A 16676-nucleotide genomic window follows, 5' to 3' on the forward strand; every position below is an offset into this window, starting at 1 on the left:
AATCGCCGGAGCCTCCAGCTCGACCGCGCCGGCTGCCAGCACGCCTGCTGCCTGCTGCGCCTGCTGCAGGGTGACCTGCATCGGCCCGACCCACAAGGTCAGCGCAAGCAGGCCCGCGACCGCGCGTGCCGGCACACTGCGGCGCCCCCACGCGGAGGCGAACATTGTGCTGGCCGCGATAGCGGCCAAGCGCAAGCGAGGCCGGCGTGCGGATGCGATCCCGAGATCGACGAATGGTCTTGCCCAGTACCCTGCCTGCTTCACGTCATGCGCCCCCCTTCAATGGCTGCGCGGACAGGGCCGTGGTCAGGCTGGAGACGCTAATACCAAATGGATGGTGCCAACAGCGATTCGCGTCCGCCGCACTGGATCAGGGCGAAACACTAACAGGAGCATTAAACGTTGAATATCGGACAATTCCTATTTTTAATAAATTTAACAAATAATTTTCCTTTTTTTCTGGCGAATACAGCAGCAGCGGACGCCTACAGCGACCTGACGCGAGAGCGAGCACTGCCGGTCGCGATTTAGTCAGATACGAACAATGTTGAAGTCGGAATCCCAACCGGGCCTTTCGCTGAGTGACAGTCGTCGCGCGAAAAGTGAGAGGGCGACGGGCGTTCGTGTATCCAACGAAGGCCTGGATGCAAAGCTGCCCCCGTATCTCGGGAGGAGTGCGGCGCTATAGCGAGGATAAACAACAGGAACGCGGCCGGGCGCAAGGCAGTACGCCATCACCAGTCGCGCGGATGCCAGTGGCGGAACAAAAAACCGTTCTCGCCTTGGAATGGATCACGGCAAACACGAATGCGCGCGCCAAGGCTTTCCGGGCCTATATCGACAGGCCCACCGTCCCTTCCGCCCGCTGGCACGGCAGAATGCACACTATCCTCGCAGGCACGCGCGAGCCGGCGTAACGCCTTATGAAGGCCTCGCGCAGTGGACACGGTATCCGGCCATGGGTCCGCGCAACCTGTTTGGCGGCGGCGTAGTCGTGAGCCGCATCAGCGATACTTGCTATCGCGTCTTGCGAACATATCTTCAGCAGACTTCCGGGTGCCACTCGATAAGGCCGCTGCGATCTCGGCGCGCGGCGCCCTGTCCGCCACAGTTCGCCAGGCGTATCACCACCCCGGATCACCTCGCATTCAATCGCGCCACGACACGTTCAGCGGCGATGGGCACGGTGCGGTCAGGCATCCGGGCCAGCCCGAGGTAAAGATCCATGTGCCTCCAGACGGCTTCCCAGGAGGACTCGTTGATCCACGGCAGGTTGAGCGCTTCATAGATCGGCACCCAGGTCTCTTGCCCTTCATGCCGGCGCCGCACCGACAACGCCGGGCTGAACTGATACCAGCCTTGCTCGAAGCGCTTGAACAGCATGCGGTTATACGCATAGTCACGGTCCACTTCGTTTCTCGCCAGGACGCCGGACAGGTGCTGGCGCTTGTTGCGCTCCGGCCGCACCACATGCGCGGGCAAGTGCTGCCAGGCCTCCAGCAGCGCCTGCGTTTCAAATGCACCGTTAGGCTTACGGTGGATGTGTGTGAATCGCGACTTGAACAATGCCCACATCGTCTGAAACAGGAAATACTCGGACAAATGCCGGTCGATGCGCACCAGCCGCTCACCGTTATTCACATCGATGCTCGGCGGCGCCAGCAATTCGTAGAGCGCCGCGAAAGGGCCTGCGGCAAACTGAGGCGAGCGGAACGCTTCCAGCATGGCCCAGTGCAATGCGTTGCGGCCATAGTGGTCAACGTTCTCGCGATCCGCGCCGCGCTCCAGCAAAGCCTCGACCAACGCCACATTGCCGGCGGCAGCGGCGGCCATGAGCGGCGTCTGGTTCATCGGCAAGCGGTGCTCAATGCCGTGGCGTTCGCATTGCCGCAGGATCTCCTTGAAATTGCCAGCAAAATAAGACGCAAAGCTCTTGCGTGCCAGGCCGCTGCGTTGCCCCGCAAAATGCTGTGCGGCGGCAAAGCCGGCCTCCTGCACGAGCCATGCCGCGAGCACCGGCTCATCGTGGCTGGCCGCAATCTCAAAGAGCTGCTGCTTGGGCTTGGCGCCCGGCGCCTGCTCCCGAAACACCTTGATCAGCAGTTCCTCCACCTTGGCCTGGTCAAACACGGGCCATGGCGGCGGCACCTCCTTGAGGATGCCGCGGCGGATCGCGTCGGCTTGTTCCTGCTTGCCCTGCAGTTCGAGCTTTCTTGCCTCCTTCTGCCAGTCTTCGAGTGTGGCCTGCCGCGCCTCCACCTTGGCCTGGCCGCCCTGGGCCAGTTCGAGCAAGCCGAACAGCGGATGCGCGGTATCGGACTCGATCAGGTAGAGGTTCTTGATCGCACGGGTAAGCGCCACATAGAGCGCGTTGACGAAAAACTTGTAGACCTCCAGCGATTTGTCGCTCTTGTCCTTGGCGCGCCGGTAGGCCAGCGTGTCCGCGGCCAGGTCTTGCTTGTCGACGCCCTCGGCAATCTCGGCAAACTCGCCACGCTGGTCGGAGACAAAGCGATAGAGCACGATATTCTCGTATTCCAGCCCCTTTGCCTCATGGATGGAAAACAGCAGGGGCGTGGAAAAGTGCTTTCTCGCCTCGGCCTTGTCCTCGTCGCGCAACACCAGCACGGCGCATTGCGTGGACTGGCGGATGCTCTGGTCAAGCTCACGCTTGACGTTGTCCTTGTCCGGCAGCAGCACCACCTGGCCAGCGTCGCCGCCTACCGCGTCGACCAGGAAGTTGCTCTCCCGGTCAATGGAACCGAAGCGGCGATGCTTGACCTTGAGCAGCGTGTTGGCAACACGCGTTGCCTCGCTGCCGTTGCGGAAATTGGCGGCAAGCACGCGCAGCGCCTGCTGCTCGGCAAGCTGCGGGTCATGCCAGAACAAGCTCTTGACCTGGCTCCAGCTGAAGAAGTTCGGGTGCACGATCTGGTTGGAGTCGCCGCACAAGAGGAACTGGCCTGGCTTCCTGAGGGTCTTGAGCACCAGCGCCAGTTGCACCATGGTGAGATCCTGGACCTCATCGATCACGATGAAATCGTACCTGGCATCCGCCAGCGGCTGCCACTCCCGGGCCACCAGATTGAGGTCGTAGAGGCCGCTTTGGGCCAGCCATGCGCGATACCGCTCGAACAGGTCGTAGATGCGCCCTCGCGCGTCCTGCGCGAAAATCGACTGCCGCACGCCCAGCGCCAGGTAAGCATCGCGATCCAGCACACCGTGCGCCCCGGCGGTGATCACACCGCGGATCTCCTCGAAAGCCTGATGCCCGTCAATCTCGCGGAAATGCTGGCGCTGGCGCTCAAACCACGCCGCGAAGTCCCGCCAGCCCGCCTCGCGGCCAGCCGGCATGCGGATCGACTCGACGAACTCCCGGTACGAGAGGAACTCCGCCTCCTGGGCTGGATGCTCGAAGCCGTTGGCGTAGTAGAGATCGCGGGCATTGCGGGCCAGATAGGCAGAGTGCGTGACATACAGCGTCGAGCCCTCCGCATGCTTGAGCTTTTCCAGGGTCAGCGCGGTCTTGCCGCTGCCGGCGGAACCGACCAGGACGAGCGGCGCAGGCTGGCGGTAGACAGACTCCTGGGCATCATCGAAGGAAATCGGCTTGTCCAGCAAGTGGATGTCGGTACGCTCAGGATGCAGGTAGCGCACAGGCACGGCCTCGCGCGCCGCCTCGGCCGCGTCGATGTCGGGGATCTTGCTTTCGTCGATCTCCGCGCCACGCAGAAAGCGGCTGTTCCGGTAATCGTGGTTCTCGATCACCTCAAGCATCAACGCACAGGCCTGCCCGTCGTGGCGCACCAGCGAGAACAACAGGCGATTGGCATCGTCCAGCCGGGCGCGGTAGAACTTGCCATGCGTGGGGCCGGTTAGCTTCTTGACCTGCGCCGCGCGGAAATCATCGCGGCCAATGGCTTCCGTGACCTTGCGGTAGCTGCTCTTGACCCGGGAGACGTCGAGGCCGATGTATTCGAGGATCTTCATAACGGTGCTGATGCCAGGGGCGCGAGCCCATCGGTTTGCCAAGGTTGGTATTTTAGAAGGAAGCAGGATCTCGAAGGGACATACAGACCGCATAGTGCACTTTCAGTGCAATTGTCCTCAGGCTGATGGTGGCGAGCAGGGCTCCCAGTACTTCACGATAGACATGCTCACCGGTGTCGAGATTCGCTCAATGCTGAACATTGTTCGCTTCACCTTGAACTCCCGCGGGCACGGTGGTCCGTGCCGGGCCAAGTGGCGCGGTCGCACTTCGTGGCGACGGTATCCGTACCGCAGTGCAGCTTGCATTCGCCGCGCCGTTGCCCTAGAAATAATTAAATATTTCCAAAAATATCGGCGGTAGTCATAGCCGCGTGGCCCCACCGGGGCTGCGGCCGCAAGCATGCCCCCATGCCAACGACCACGGAGTGCCGGCGACCCGCGACGGGCATCGCGATCGCATTCCGCAGGAGGGGGTGATCATGTCCATCACGCGCAGAGAGTTCCTGAAGGCCACCGGCGGCGCGGCCGCCGGCATTGGTGTTTCGGGAAGCTTGCCCACCCCGGCGCAAGCCGCGCCACCCCCCGCCAATCCGGGCCGGACGACGCTGCCTTTCACCCCTAAGGTGGTTGCGCACGTCGGACAGCTGCAGGTCAATACGCCGGTCAGTTTCCTCTACCCGGACGCGTCGTCGCCGTGCGTCGCCATCAAGATGGGGATGCCGGTGCCAGGCGGGGTCGGCCCCGACCGCGACGTGGTGGCCTACAGCACGCTCTGCACGCACATGGGCTGCCCGGTCGCCTACGACGCAGGCGCGCGCACCTTCAAATGCCCCTGCCATTTCAGCATCTTCGACCCCGAGAAAAGCGGCCAGATGGTGTCGGGGCAGGCAACCGAAAACCTGCCCATGGTCCAGCTGCAGTACAACGCCAGCGATGGCACGGTGAAAGCCATCGGTGTCGAGGGGCTGATCTACGGGCGTCAAGCCAACCTGCTGTGAAGGGGGCGTACTGCCATGGCAACCAACAAGGACCGGATGGCCCTGCCACCCGTGAATGCGCAGCGGACCAACCTGACCTGCCATTTCTGCATCGTCGGGTGCGGCTATCACGTCTACAAATGGCCGGAGAACATGGAGGGAGGCCGAGCGCCCGGCCAGAACGCGCTGGGGCTGGATTTTCGCAAGCAGCTGCCTGCGCTGGCGGTGGTGATGACGCCGAACATGCAGAACACCGTCACCGACCGGGACGGCCAGCGCCACAACATCCTCATCGTGCCCGACAAGCAATGCAGCGTGAACCAGGGCCTGTCGTCAACGCGAGGCGGCCAGTTGGCCAAGATGATGTACAACCCGGACGGCGTGGCCAGGGCCCGCTTGCGCAGCCCGCGCGTCTATATGGCCGACCAATGGGTCGATACCAGCTGGGATGACGCGCTGGCCCTTTACGCCGGCGTGACCAAGCGGATCCTGGATCGCGACGGGCCAGCCGGGCTGGCGTTCGATTGCTTTGACCACGGTGGTGCGGGCGGCGGCTTCGAGAACACCTGGGGAACCGGCAAGCTGATGTTCACGGCGCTCAAGACGCCGCTGGTCCGGATCCACAATCGGCCAGCCTACAACTCCGAATGCCATGCCACCCGCGAGATGGGCATCGGCGAGCTCAACAACAGCTATGAGGATGCCGAACTCGCCGATGTGATCATGGCAATCGGCTGCAACTCCTACGAGACCCAGACCAATTACTTCCTGGCGCACTGGCTGCCGAATCTGCAGGGCCAGACCATGGACAAGCGCAAGACGCGCTTCCCCGGCGAGAGCATCGCCGCGGCCAAGGTGATCTTCGTGGACCCACGCCGCACCACCACGATCGCGGTGGCGGAGCAGGCGGCCGGCAAGGACAACGTGCTGCACCTCGATATCGAGCCGGGCACCGACATTGCCCTGTTCGATGGGTTGCTGACCCATGTGGTTGACCAGGGCTGGCACGACAAGGAATTTATCGCGGGCTATACCAAGGGGTTCGACGCGGCGCTGCGCGCGAACCGGTTGTCGCTGGAGGACACCAGTCGCATTACCGGCGTCCCGGTCGACAAGCTAAGGCTCGCGGCGGAGTGGGCCTACAAGCCAAAGGCGTCCGGCCACCGGCCGCATACGATGCATGCCTATGAAAAGGGCATCATCTGGGGCAACGACAACTACCTCATCCAGTCGGCGCTGGTGGACCTGGTCCTGGCCACGCACAACGTCGGCCGGCGCGGCACGGGCGTGGTGCGCATGGGCGGGCACCAGGAGGGTTATGCCAGGCCGCCCTATCCTGGCAGCACGAAGATTTACGTGGACCAGGAGATCATCCACGGCAAGGGGCTGATCTACACGGCGTGGGGCGCCAACCCATTCCAGACCACACTCAATGCGCAGGAGCACCGCGCCGTGATCCTGCGGCGCACCGCGGTTGTGCGAGAGGCGATGGCACGCCAGCGCGGGGCCACCGTGGCGCAGATGGCCGATGCGATCTACGACGCCGTGAAGAGCAAGGGCGGGCTGTTCCTGACCAATATCAACCTGTATCCCACCAGCCTGGCCGACGCCGCCCACCTGATGCTGCCGGCCGCGCATCCGGGCGAGATGCACCTGACCTCGATGAACGGCGAGCGCCGGATGCGCTTGTCGGACAAGTTCATGGATCCACCGGGCACCGCGCGCCCGGACTGCCTGATCGCCGCCGATATCGCCAATACGCTCAAGCGCTTGTACGAGGCCGAGGGCAAAGGCGAGATGGCCGCGCGCTTTGGCGGCTTCGACTGGCGGACCGAAGAGGACGCCTTCAATGACGGCTTCCGCCAGGCGGGCCAGCCCGGCGCCGTCCCGATCGACAGCCAGGGCGGCACAACCGGTAACCTGGTCACATACGAGCGCCTGCGTGCGATGGGCAACAATGGCGTGCAACTGCCCACAAAGGAATATCGCAACGGCCAGCTGGTCGGGACCGAAATGCTCTACATGGACAGCAAGTTCGACACGCCCGACGGCAAGGCCGAGTTCAAGCCGGCGACCTGGCCCGGGCTGCCGAAGCCGGTCGCCGAGCAGAAGGCCAAGTATCACTTCTGGATCAACAACGGCCGGGTCAACGAGGTGTGGCAGACGATGTACCACGACCAGTTCAACGAGTTCGTGCGTGCGCGGGTGCCCATGGCCTATCTCGAGATCCATCCAGCGGACGCGCAAGCGCTGGGCGTGGCCTCCGGAGACGTGGTCGAAGTCTATAACGACTACGGCTCCACCTATGCCCTTGCCTACCTGGAACCAGACATCAAACGCAACCAGACGTTCATGCAGTTTGGCCATTTCAACGGGGTCATGGGGAACGTGACCACGCCGTGGACCGATCGCAATGTGGTGCCGTACTACAAGGGCACCTGGGCGGACCTGCGCCGCGTTGGCAGCATGCAGGACTTCAAGGACACCGTCAGCTTCAAGCGGCGACGGTTCGACCGCGCCTAGCGCAAACCCGGTTGGCGGCGCGCATGTTAAAGGGCGACGCTCAGCAGCCACCCGGCCGCTCCGCTGCAAATGACAACCAGCCACGGCGGAAGCTTCCAGAACATGAGCGCCACAAACGCGATCACCGCGAGCCCGAAGTCGGCGGGCCCGTGCACGGCGCTGGTCCACACGGGATGATAGAGCGCGGCCAGCAACAACCCGACCACACCCGCGTTTACGCCGGCAAGCGCCGCCTGCGTGCGCACGTTGCGGCGCAGCTGCTCCCAGAACGGCAACGTGCCGGCCACCAATAGAAACGACGGGACAAAAATAGCCACCAGGCACACCAGCGCACCGACCCACCCACTCGGCGCAACCGTCATGGACGCGCCGAGAAACGCCGCAAACGTGAAGAGCGGCCCCGGCACCGCCTGCGCTGCGCCGTAGCCCGCCAGGAAGGTGTCATTCGTCACCCAGCCGCTGGGCACAACCGCGGCTTGCAAGAGCGGCAGCACCACGTGCCCCCCGCCAAAGACCAGCGATCCCGCACGATAGAATGCGCCCGCTACCGCCAGCGTCTGATTGGGCCACGCTTGCACAGCGAGAGGCAGGCCCGCCAGCAGGATGAAGAAAACGCCCAGCAGCAAGCCCCCGACACGCCGGCTGATCGAGATCGGCAGCGGGTCGTGGGTTACATCGCGGGCTGGCTTGAACATCGCCAGGCCCACCACGGCGGACGCAGCGATCACGCCGACCTGTCCCCACGCATTCGGCCAAAGCAGGGCGACGCAGGCGGAGAACGCCGCAATGGTGATGCGGGTAGTGTCCGTGCACAGACTGCGGGCCATGCCCCAGACGGCCTGCGCGACCACGGCCACGGCCACCACCTTCAGGCCGTGCAACGCGCCCGCCGGTATCACATCGCCCCACGTGGAAATGCTGAGCGCGAACAGCACCAGGGCCACTGCGGACGGCAACGTGAACCCTACCCACGCCGCCACCGCGCCCATGAAGCCGGCGCGCGACAGGCCTATCGCCATGCCAACCTGGCTGCTGGCGGGACCGGGCAAAAACTGGCAGAGGGCAACCAGATCCGCGTAGCTGCGCTCGCTCAGCCAGCGCCGACGCGTGACGAACTCCGCCCGGAAGTAGCCCAGGTGGGCAATCGGCCCTCCAAAGGAAGTCAGGCCCAGCCGGAGGAAAGCGAGAAACACCGCCCAGGCATTGCCAATGGCATCCCCGTCCCTCTTGACCTCATTCTCGGTGGCTAGCATCCATTCAACTCCGCTTCGGTTGGCAAACAATCGATTTTCGCGATCGAAGATCGATCACCTTCCCATGCTAGCGACCCTGGATGACAAGCGTCAAACCACCGCGCCGGCGGGCACAGCCCACCGTCCAGCCGGCGTCGCCTATCGTCGACTTGGCGCCCACCTCGCCCACCTAGCCCGCATTCGTCGCCCTTGTTTTTGGCCAACACTTCCAATATTATGGAAATATGGAAGAAAACGATGCTATCCGCTCTCTCGCCGCCCTGGCCCATGGCCTGCGGCTACAGGTGTTCCGCTTGCTGGTGGTGGCCGGGCCATCCGGGTTGACGCCCGGCGCGATGACCGAACAGATTGGGGTGCCCGGCGCGACGTTGTCCTTCCACCTGAAGGAATTGATGCATGCCCGCCTGATCACGCAAGAGCGTGAAGGCAGGCACCTGATCTATCGCGCCGCGTTTGCGCACATGAATGACCTGCTTGGCTTCCTGACATCCAACTGCTGCCAAGGGGAGGCCTGTCTCGACAATGCCGCCACTACCGTTTGTGCCTGTTAAAGGGGAACTCCAATGAAGCGCTTTCATGTCCACCTCAACGTCCAGGACCTCGGCAAGAGCATTGCCTTCTACTCGAAGCTGTTCGCGGCCGAGCCCACGCGGGTCGAGAGCGACTACGCAAAGTGGATGCTGGAAGACCCACGCGTGAACTTCGCCATCTCCACCCGTGGCGGTGAGCCCGGCGTGGATCACCTGGGGTTCCAGACCGACGACGCGCAAGAGCTGGCGGCGCTGAAAGACCGCGCGGAGGCTGCCGATATGGCGCTGCTAGATGAAGGGCAGACAACGTGCTGCTACGCACGCAGCGAGAAGCACTGGGTCACGGATCCCCAAGGCATCGCCTGGGAGCATTTCCATACGCTCGGGAACGTACCGGTGTTCAGTGAAAGCCGGCCTGCGGAATCCGCCAACGCCGACTCGGCATGTTGCGCGCCGCGCGCCCCGCAGGGCAAGCCGATCGGCATCGCCGTGACATCCAGCAAGTCGTGCTGCTGAAGGCCATCATGGGCGAAAAGGTTCATCAGCCCTTCGGAGAGAATCGACCTCGCCGAATTCCCGGTGCAGATAGACAGCACGTTATGGGTCTACGACGCATCGAACTGTTCCTGTCCCTACCTATCCATAAACTCGATGCCGTTGCCCTTCAGAAGGCAGTGCGCTACATCGGGAAAAGCTGACCATCACTGGGCGGTTCCCATGACGACCAACGTTCTGATCCTTTGTACCCACAATTCGGCCCGCAGCGTGTTGAGCGAGGGCATGCTCAACCATCTGGCAAAGCAGCTTGACAAGGATGTCCGGGCCTACAGCGCCGGCAGCGCGCCGAGCGGCCGCATCAACCCGTTTGCGCTCGAAGCGCTGAGTCAGGCCGGCGTCGATGTGGACGGCTATCGTAGCAAGAGCTGGGACGAGTTCGTCGGCGATGATGCGCCCAAGATGGACATCGTGATCACCGTCTGCGATAGCGCCGCGGCCGAGGCGTGCCCATACTGGCCGGGCAGCCCGGTCAAGATGCACTGGGGGTACGCCGATCCCTCGCACGCGCAGGGCGGCGACGACGCAAAGCGCCTTGCGTTCGAGCTGACGCGACAAGCCATCGGCTACCGCATGCTGCAGCTGCTCATGCTGCCGCTTAAGACAATGGGTCATGCGCAACTGCAGGAAGCCTTGACCAAGATTGCGCGGAGCTAACTGCCATGATTGGTCTGCCACGCCAAATTGCAGGGGAAGTGATCGGTACCGCGTTGCTGCTTGCCGTGGTGATCGGCTCGGGCATCATGGCCGAGCGCCTGGCCGGCGGCAATATTGCCGTTGCCCTGCTGGCCAACACGCTAGCTACGGTAGGCGGCCTGTACGTGCTCATCGAGGTCTTCGGCCCGATCAGCGGCGCGCATTTCAATCCGGCCGTGAGCCTGGTGATGGCCGTGAAGGGCGAGCTGCCCCGGTCCGCCCTGGTCCCTTACATCGTCGCCCAGCTGGCCGGTGCGGTGCTAGGCGCCTGGCTGGCGCACGCCATGTTCGATATGAGCCTCCTGCAGTTCTCGGCCAAGATCCGCAGCGGGCCAGGCCAATGGATCGCGGAGACCGTGGCAACAGCCGGCCTGATCCTGGTCATCCTCCGCGCCCCCAACGGGCGCGCCCCGGCCATGGTGGCAAGCTACATCGGCGCGGCCTACTGGTTCACCGCCTCCACCTCCTTCGCCAACCCCGCTGCCGCCTTCGGACGGATGTTCAGCAATAGCTTCGCCGGCATTGCGCCCGCGAGCGTGCCAGGCTTCATGCTCGCCGAACTGCTCGGCGCCTGCATCGGGCTGCTGCTGCATACCGCATTGCTGCCGCGCGTGCAGGAACAGGGCCACCCAAACGTGATCGAGGCCTCAGGCCAACAGGAAGACGCGCGCGGAACGGGTGAGCCCATCTGAGGACAGGCGTCGATACGTGACGCCTGCCCGGCCAGATCCATCGTGGCAGGCTCGACAGCCTGCGCGATCCGCCGCGCAACTCACTCCGACCCAGCCGGGGCCTTTGTCCGCGCCGCACGCTTGGGCTTGCACGCAAAGGAAGGGACATCGCAGCCCTTCGGATCCCCTTCACAGCAGTGCGCCATCAGGAATCCAAGCAGCTCGTTCATCCGCTCGTAGCGCGCCTGGTAGATGACGTTCCGGCCCTCCTGCCGGCTCGCGACCAGCCCGGCATTGGCCAGCTCCTTCAGATGAAAAGACAAGGTTGCCGGCGGCAGGCCCAACGCCTCGCCAATCCGCCCGGCATGCATGCCGGCCGGGCCGGCCTGGACCAGCAGGCGGAAGATCGCCAGGCGAGATTGCTGCGCCAGCGCGGCCAGGGCTTTTACGGCGGTTTCGCTGTCCATCAGAAAGCTCGCGGTAGTGGTGCTACCGCGTATTCTCCGCCAGAACGAAGGCCAGCGGGCCGCATTCGGGAAGCCCATTCCTGCGCGGGACTTGCGCGTGGAAAGCTGCGCCGAAGGTTCGGTGCCACACAGATCACCTCCCGCACAAGAGAATAATCTTCACAAGCGCGGAGCCAGCGTGGCAGGACCCGACCACCTCACCAGAAGAGGGGGCAAAACAATATGCATCACCAAGCTGTGCGAGCCGCAAGGATTGCGGCCGTTGCCCTGTTTGCCGCTGCCGCAGCCTATGCGCAAACGCCTGCGAGCCAAGGCAACGTCAGCAAGGCGCAAAGGATGTCGGTCTGCCAGTGCGTAGCCGACCTCCTATTCATGGCCGCGCAACAGCGCGATACAGGGGTGCCCAGGCAAGATGTACTCACAAAGCTGAGTCGGGTTGGCGGGGACGACCCGATCTTTCTCTCCACCGCCACCGAGGCGACCAACATTGCGTACGACATGCCGCAGATATCGCCGGCGAAACTGAGAAAAATTCACATCGACAGGTGCAGGAAGGGGGGCGGATGAGGATCATGGACGCCAGATCTTGCCCGGTGAGCGGCGTGATCGTGTGCCGCGTCAGCGGTGCTTGGTCTTGTCCGCAGCGCGGTACTTGCTCTCCAGGCTCGCAAGCACAGCTTCAGCAAGCTTAGGGGTGCCACTTGCCATGCCCGCCGCAATTGCGGCGCGCAGCGCCTCCAGTTCGATGCCGTTTGACAAAGAGGCTACCGGGCGGGGAGAAGTCATCCAGCGCACGCCTAGCGAATCTGCGAGGTCGGTTCCGGACCTGGGCAGCAAGGGTGCGGACACCCCGGCATGAAATCGATATTTGCAAAGTTCGGCGCCAGCGATTTGCCTGGGTTGTGGCGGGCGATTTCCATGGAGATCATGCTCGCCGGCACACCAAATGTCGTCAGCAACTGCGTCAAGTGCGCTGTGCGCTTACGCGCGAGAACATGACTGACACCAAACGCGGGTGCCTCATACAGGGCGATGTGAAACTCCTCCTTGTTCTCATATTTCCCGGGAGAGTCGATCATCCATTCCGCCATTCTGCGAACTTCCGAAGCGGGCAGGCGATCCGCACCGGGCTCGAAATGGCTGTTGAAGGAAATATTGAAGCTGCAAGCCAGGACGGGCTGCGCCAAGATCGCTGCTGCTGCAGCAACCGTGTGGAAGTACTTGGACAATGACATAGGCGGCCACGTTGTCGGCATTCTCAATGCACTGCGGGTTCTTTGCCGCAGCCTGCCGTTTGACAACAGGCTGCCGGGCAGGGAGGCGTCATCTAGCGCATGCCTAGCGAATCTGCGAGGTCGGTTCCGGACCCGGGCAGCAAGGGTGCGGGCACCCCGGCATGAAATTGATATGCGCAAAATTCGGCGGCTCCGCCGACTTGCCAGGTTTGTAGCGGGGGATTTCCATGGAAATCATGCTCGCCGGCACGCCAAAGGTCGTCAGCCAATGCTCCAGGTGAGATACGCGCTTGCGCGCGAGCGCATTGCTGACACCAGCGGTGGGGGCCTCGTAGACAAGAATGTGAAACTCCTTCTTGTTCTCAAAGGCTGCCGGATCGTCGATCATCCACTCCGCCAATCTGCGAACTTCCGAAGCCGGCAAGCGATCCGAGCCGGGCTCGAAATTGCTGTTGAAGGAAATGTCGAAGCTGCAAGCGAGGGCGGGCTGCGCCAAGATCGCTGCTGCTGCAGCAACCGCGCGGAAGTACTTAGACAATGACATAGGCGGCCACGTTGTCAGCATTCTCAATGCACTGCGGGTTCTTTGCCGCAGCCTCCTGTTGGACGGTATATAGCTGATAGAAGAGATCCTTTGCCGCCATTGCATCATCGAAGTGTGCAACTTCATGCACCAGTGTTAACAGCTGCGAGTCGACACGGTCAGAGTAGGGCGATAAGTCGCAGAATTTCCGTGCAATGGCGATGGTGTGGGTCTTCGTATCCGGAGCACAGACTGCAGCCGCGATTCGCGGATTGTTGCGTGTTTTAGGCGTACAACCAATGTATTCCATCGCCTCGTCGGAGTATCGAACAAAGTTGTCGGCAGTCAGGCTCCTGAGGATCGCCTCAATACGGGGAATTCCCTCAAGCAGGCGTTGGCGGACCCTTTCATCGGATACGCCAAACCACGTCTCGACTCGCGCCCGATCCGCGTGGCCCCACCGTCGAAGCTCCACCAACCTCTTGCCGCAGCACAGAACCGCCGTGTCGCGAAGCCTGAGAACGAGGCTGCGAAACTCCGCATTGCTCATGTTCGCACAGATCCGCTCCGAATCGTCCACGAGGTGGCTTGGCCCGTCAGACAGCTTCTCGGCGGAGCTTGGTGCGTAAGTGCTTGGCGCAGCCGAAGGCTGGAGGCGGCCTCCCCGGTTCACCTGAATGATGAAATCCGCCTGTGACGGGATGACCAGTGGCTTGTCCGCGCATTGGCACATCACCCTGGCGCCCCGCACCAGAATCTGGCGCCCGTCCATGAGCGTGAAGTGCGGATAGGCGTCGTTCATCACCGGGCCACCCACCTTGCAAGCTGGACAGGTAGCGTGGTCGCCCTCCGCCGCGACGGCGACACCGTGATGCGCAAAATCAATCACCGTGGAAATCAGTACCCCGCCGGTGCCAGTCTTGTCGCCATGTTTCAGGGCCTCTCGCATATCGTCCATGCCATCCTCCGTTGTCAGGTCGCCGACACGCAACGTGGTCGGACACCTTGCCAATGTGCCCGCGGATCGCCTGATCGGCTTTGGGAAATTTCTGCAAGAACGCGAAGAACATTCCCTGAGTGAGCAGGAATGCGACATGAAGCTGGGAGGCGGGTTCTCATCCGGACGCCGCGCAGGGCGATGGCAGTGTTGGCTCAGCTTGCCGACTGCCCGATCCTCCCCGCCCGCCTTTTCCGTTTTCTAGTGCGCAAGCACTGCGCTGAGATTGAGTTCATCGGCAACTTTCTTCAATCGCTTGTCGCGCGTCCAGATGGTGACACCGGGTTGTAGGCGTGCAGACGCCAACAGCGACGTGTCTACAAATCCGATTCCACGATTGAACAATCCTTCGCGCTCGATCAGATAAAACGTCTCCTCCGGTGTGGCTACTGGCGCGCGCGGCAGATCGAGCAACGCGCCGAGCACGACGTCGCGGTCACGCAAACTACCGAGTGAGATCTCGCCTATCACATAGGGATGAGCCAGCACACGCCCCTCGGCAAGCAGGCTAATCAGCATCGGATCAGAAGCGTTGATATGGTCAATCCAGACCGACGTGTCGACAAGGATCATTCGACGTCCAACCGACGACGCGGCGCCCCCTTGATGCCCGGTTGGCTACCGCCAAGATTCGCGAGTCGTTTCGCGGCTTCACGCTGGATCAAGGCCTTTAACGCTTCGCGCACGAGTGCCGTTTTTTCTTCCACACCCGTATAAGCCTGAGCTTTGGCGATCAAGTCGTCATCAAGCGAAATCGTCGTACGCATGGGAGTCTCCTTAAGTGTGAGCACTCAATATAGCATCGTTTGATGCTTATAGCGGTGCGTTTCGTGGTCTCGTGGTGAGCGCATCTGCCGCGACATTGCGCCGAGTCTTGAAAGGAGTAAACGGCGCAGGCAAACGGATCGAGCGCATCGTGCATGCCTTCCTCCGCTTGTCAGGTCGCCGACACCCGGCGTGCTCGAACGCCTTGCCAATGTGCCTGCGGATCGCCTGATCGGCGTTGGGAAAGGTCCGTAGTGACGTGAAGAAATGTCACTTAGCACGGGAGCGAGTCGAGAATTTGAGAGGCGGGTTCTCATCTGGACGCTGCGCAAAGCGACGGCAGTGTTAGCTCGGCTTCCCGACTACGCCGCCATGCAACCTGCGCAACGTTGACGGCTGAGCGGATGCCGCCCAGCCATCGGCTCTCAGAACAACTCGTCGATACGATTCACGCTGGCGTCAAGCTGCTGCCGCAACGGCGCCAGCAGGCTATGCAGGCCAATGCAATCGATTGCCGCGTCGGCTTGCAGATCGAGCAGCGTCAGGATGGCGCCCAGGCCCGCGCTAACGCGCAGGAGTTCGTCGAAGCTCTGCATGATGGCTTCGCGCTTGGGGTCATCCGGCGGGGGTGTCGTTTCCTCCGGCAAGAGCGCTTGGGCAATCATGCTGATTGCGGATGCATCGGCGGTGGGAGCGAGTGTTTTCATGCGTGCGGCCATGGGATCACCTCTTTGGCGAATGACAGGGTGTGTTGATTGGTCGTCGCGCCCGTGCCGGCTTGCTGGGTTAGGCCGACCGGGCGAGGGGGCCGCGATTGCCTCGCGCCCCAGATGCTCAACAACCCAGTTCCCCGCCAAGGTACTGGCGAGGGCTGGGTACTGCGGTTACCCCGGTCATGTCCTGCAGGTCCCCTCTTGTGAGGGACTGCTGCAGGGATCCCGTTCTCGATTCAGTGGTAGCGATGTTGGCCAAGTGGGCCAACGGCATGATTTACGTGGCTACGCCGTGTGGCCGAAGACCCTGCCTACGTCGGGGCAGAAGCGGGCCGCGACGCAGGCGCGGATCGCGAGCGAACCCCGCAGGCCCGGGTACAGCGCCGGCACCGGTTCAATGCCTGGTCCAGCTGCTGCTTTAGCGGCATCAGCAAGGCACGCAGGCGGCTATCGCCCGCGTGCAGGTTCAGCAGCGTGATGACGGATTCCAGATGCGCGCTGATGCGCAGCAGTTCGTGGCAGCCTTGGTGGGTAGCCTCGTGGCTCGGATCCGCTTCGTTGTCCGGCGGCAAGGGCTCGGCGATCAGCCTGGCTTCCACGGCGGCTTCCCGCGCTGCGGCAGCGGTGCGCGGGCGACGTTGGCGGGCGGTCATGGGTACCTCCTGTTTTGTGATCGGGGTGCGGTCGGGGTGCAATCGCGGACATCGGTATGGCGATGGGCGGCGTTGGCGACCTTCGTCCCGGCACGCGGGGGCGGCGGGTGCTTGCCGCGATAGGCGTG

The 16676-nt window shown here is 62.9% G+C and carries 17 protein-coding genes; 6 read left to right on the top strand and 11 right to left on the bottom strand.

Going from position 1 to position 16676, the window contains the following annotated elements:
• Positions 1 to 1137 precede the first annotated feature (1137 nt).
• Positions 1138 to 3990 (bottom strand): ankyrin repeat domain-containing protein, encoded by a 2853-nt coding sequence (locus AC1DS6_RS38835; RefSeq protein WP_441630178.1) that lies wholly within the window; start codon positions 3988 to 3990, stop codon positions 1138 to 1140.
• Between the two features lie 479 nt (positions 3991 to 4469).
• On the opposite strand from AC1DS6_RS38835, the gene AC1DS6_RS38840 reads away from it, so the two are divergent.
• Together AC1DS6_RS38840 and AC1DS6_RS38845 are read left to right on the top strand one after the other, a co-directional pair.
• Positions 4470 to 4988: an arsenate reductase (azurin) small subunit gene (locus AC1DS6_RS38840; protein ID WP_441630180.1), complete on the top strand. Its 519-nt coding sequence runs from the start codon at positions 4470 to 4472 to the stop codon at positions 4986 to 4988.
• A 15-nt stretch (positions 4989 to 5003) separates the two neighbouring features.
• Positions 5004 to 7490, top strand: coding sequence for an arsenate reductase (azurin) large subunit (locus tag AC1DS6_RS38845; RefSeq protein ID WP_441630182.1), 2487 nt, complete (start codon positions 5004 to 5006; stop codon positions 7488 to 7490).
• A 26-nt stretch (positions 7491 to 7516) separates the two neighbouring features.
• Here the strand turns inward: AC1DS6_RS38845 and chrA are convergent, their stop codons facing one another.
• Entirely contained in the window at positions 7517 to 8743 is a 1227-nt protein-coding gene (gene chrA / locus AC1DS6_RS38850; protein WP_441630184.1) for a chromate efflux transporter, read from the bottom strand.
• 224 nt (positions 8744 to 8967) lie between these two features.
• On the opposite strand from chrA, the gene AC1DS6_RS38855 reads away from it, so the two are divergent.
• The 4 genes from AC1DS6_RS38855 to AC1DS6_RS38870 all read left to right on the top strand — a co-directional run bounded on the left by AC1DS6_RS38855 (position 8968) and on the right by AC1DS6_RS38870 (position 11216).
• Positions 8968 to 9294, top strand: coding sequence for an ArsR/SmtB family transcription factor (locus AC1DS6_RS38855; RefSeq protein ID WP_441630186.1), 327 nt, complete (start codon positions 8968 to 8970; stop codon positions 9292 to 9294).
• Positions 9295 to 9306: 12 nt separating this feature from the next.
• Entirely contained in the window at positions 9307 to 9789 is a 483-nt protein-coding gene (locus tag AC1DS6_RS38860) for an ArsI/CadI family heavy metal resistance metalloenzyme (RefSeq protein ID WP_441630188.1), read from the top strand.
• Between the two features lie 201 nt (positions 9790 to 9990).
• Positions 9991 to 10485: an arsenate reductase ArsC gene (locus AC1DS6_RS38865; protein WP_441630190.1), complete on the top strand. Its 495-nt coding sequence runs from the start codon at positions 9991 to 9993 to the stop codon at positions 10483 to 10485.
• Between the two features lie 5 nt (positions 10486 to 10490).
• The gene (locus tag AC1DS6_RS38870) at positions 10491 to 11216 is read left to right on the top strand and encodes an aquaporin (protein ID WP_441630192.1); all 726 of its coding nucleotides are present in this window, start codon (positions 10491 to 10493) and stop codon (positions 11214 to 11216) included.
• An 80-nt stretch (positions 11217 to 11296) separates the two neighbouring features.
• On the opposite strand, the gene AC1DS6_RS38875 is transcribed toward AC1DS6_RS38870, so the two are convergent.
• From AC1DS6_RS38875 to AC1DS6_RS38915, 9 genes are all read right to left on the bottom strand, one after another.
• On the bottom strand, positions 11297 to 11662 hold the full coding sequence (locus tag AC1DS6_RS38875) for an ArsR/SmtB family transcription factor (RefSeq protein WP_441630194.1): 366 nt from the start codon (positions 11660 to 11662) through the stop codon (positions 11297 to 11299).
• 618 nt (positions 11663 to 12280) lie between these two features.
• Positions 12281 to 12448: a hypothetical protein gene (locus AC1DS6_RS38880; RefSeq protein ID WP_441630196.1), complete on the bottom strand. Its 168-nt coding sequence runs from the start codon at positions 12446 to 12448 to the stop codon at positions 12281 to 12283.
• Positions 12449 to 12459: 11 nt separating this feature from the next.
• Positions 12460 to 12897 carry a hypothetical protein gene (locus AC1DS6_RS38885; RefSeq protein WP_441630198.1) on the bottom strand — a complete coding sequence of 146 codons (438 nt, stop codon included), beginning with the start codon at positions 12895 to 12897 and terminating at the stop codon, positions 12460 to 12462.
• Positions 12898 to 13000: 103 nt separating this feature from the next.
• A complete protein-coding gene (locus AC1DS6_RS38890; RefSeq protein ID WP_441630200.1) occupies positions 13001 to 13441 on the bottom strand; it encodes a hypothetical protein in 441 nt (146 codons plus the stop codon).
• Positions 13428 to 14378 carry a M35 family metalloendopeptidase gene (locus AC1DS6_RS38895; protein WP_441630202.1) on the bottom strand — a complete coding sequence of 317 codons (951 nt, stop codon included), beginning with the start codon at positions 14376 to 14378 and terminating at the stop codon, positions 13428 to 13430. The genes AC1DS6_RS38890 and AC1DS6_RS38895 overlap by 14 nt, the downstream gene beginning before the upstream one ends.
• Positions 14379 to 14618: 240 nt before the next feature.
• Positions 14619 to 14990: a type II toxin-antitoxin system VapC family toxin gene (locus tag AC1DS6_RS38900; RefSeq protein WP_441630204.1), complete on the bottom strand. Its 372-nt coding sequence runs from the start codon at positions 14988 to 14990 to the stop codon at positions 14619 to 14621.
• A complete protein-coding gene (locus AC1DS6_RS38905) occupies positions 14987 to 15184 on the bottom strand; it encodes a type II toxin-antitoxin system VapB family antitoxin (protein WP_183035768.1) in 198 nt (65 codons plus the stop codon). Before AC1DS6_RS38905 ends, AC1DS6_RS38900 begins: the two co-directional genes overlap by 4 nt.
• Before the next feature lie 423 nt (positions 15185 to 15607).
• Entirely contained in the window at positions 15608 to 15889 is a 282-nt protein-coding gene (locus AC1DS6_RS38910) for a DUF1484 family protein (RefSeq protein WP_441630206.1), read from the bottom strand.
• A 317-nt stretch (positions 15890 to 16206) separates the two neighbouring features.
• Complete coding sequence (locus AC1DS6_RS38915) at positions 16207 to 16548, bottom strand: DUF1484 family protein (RefSeq protein WP_441630208.1); 342 nt, start codon at positions 16546 to 16548, stop codon at positions 16207 to 16209.
• Positions 16549 to 16676: the final 128 nt, after the last annotated feature.

This window comes from Cupriavidus sp. 05L310 (assembly GCF_056398185.1).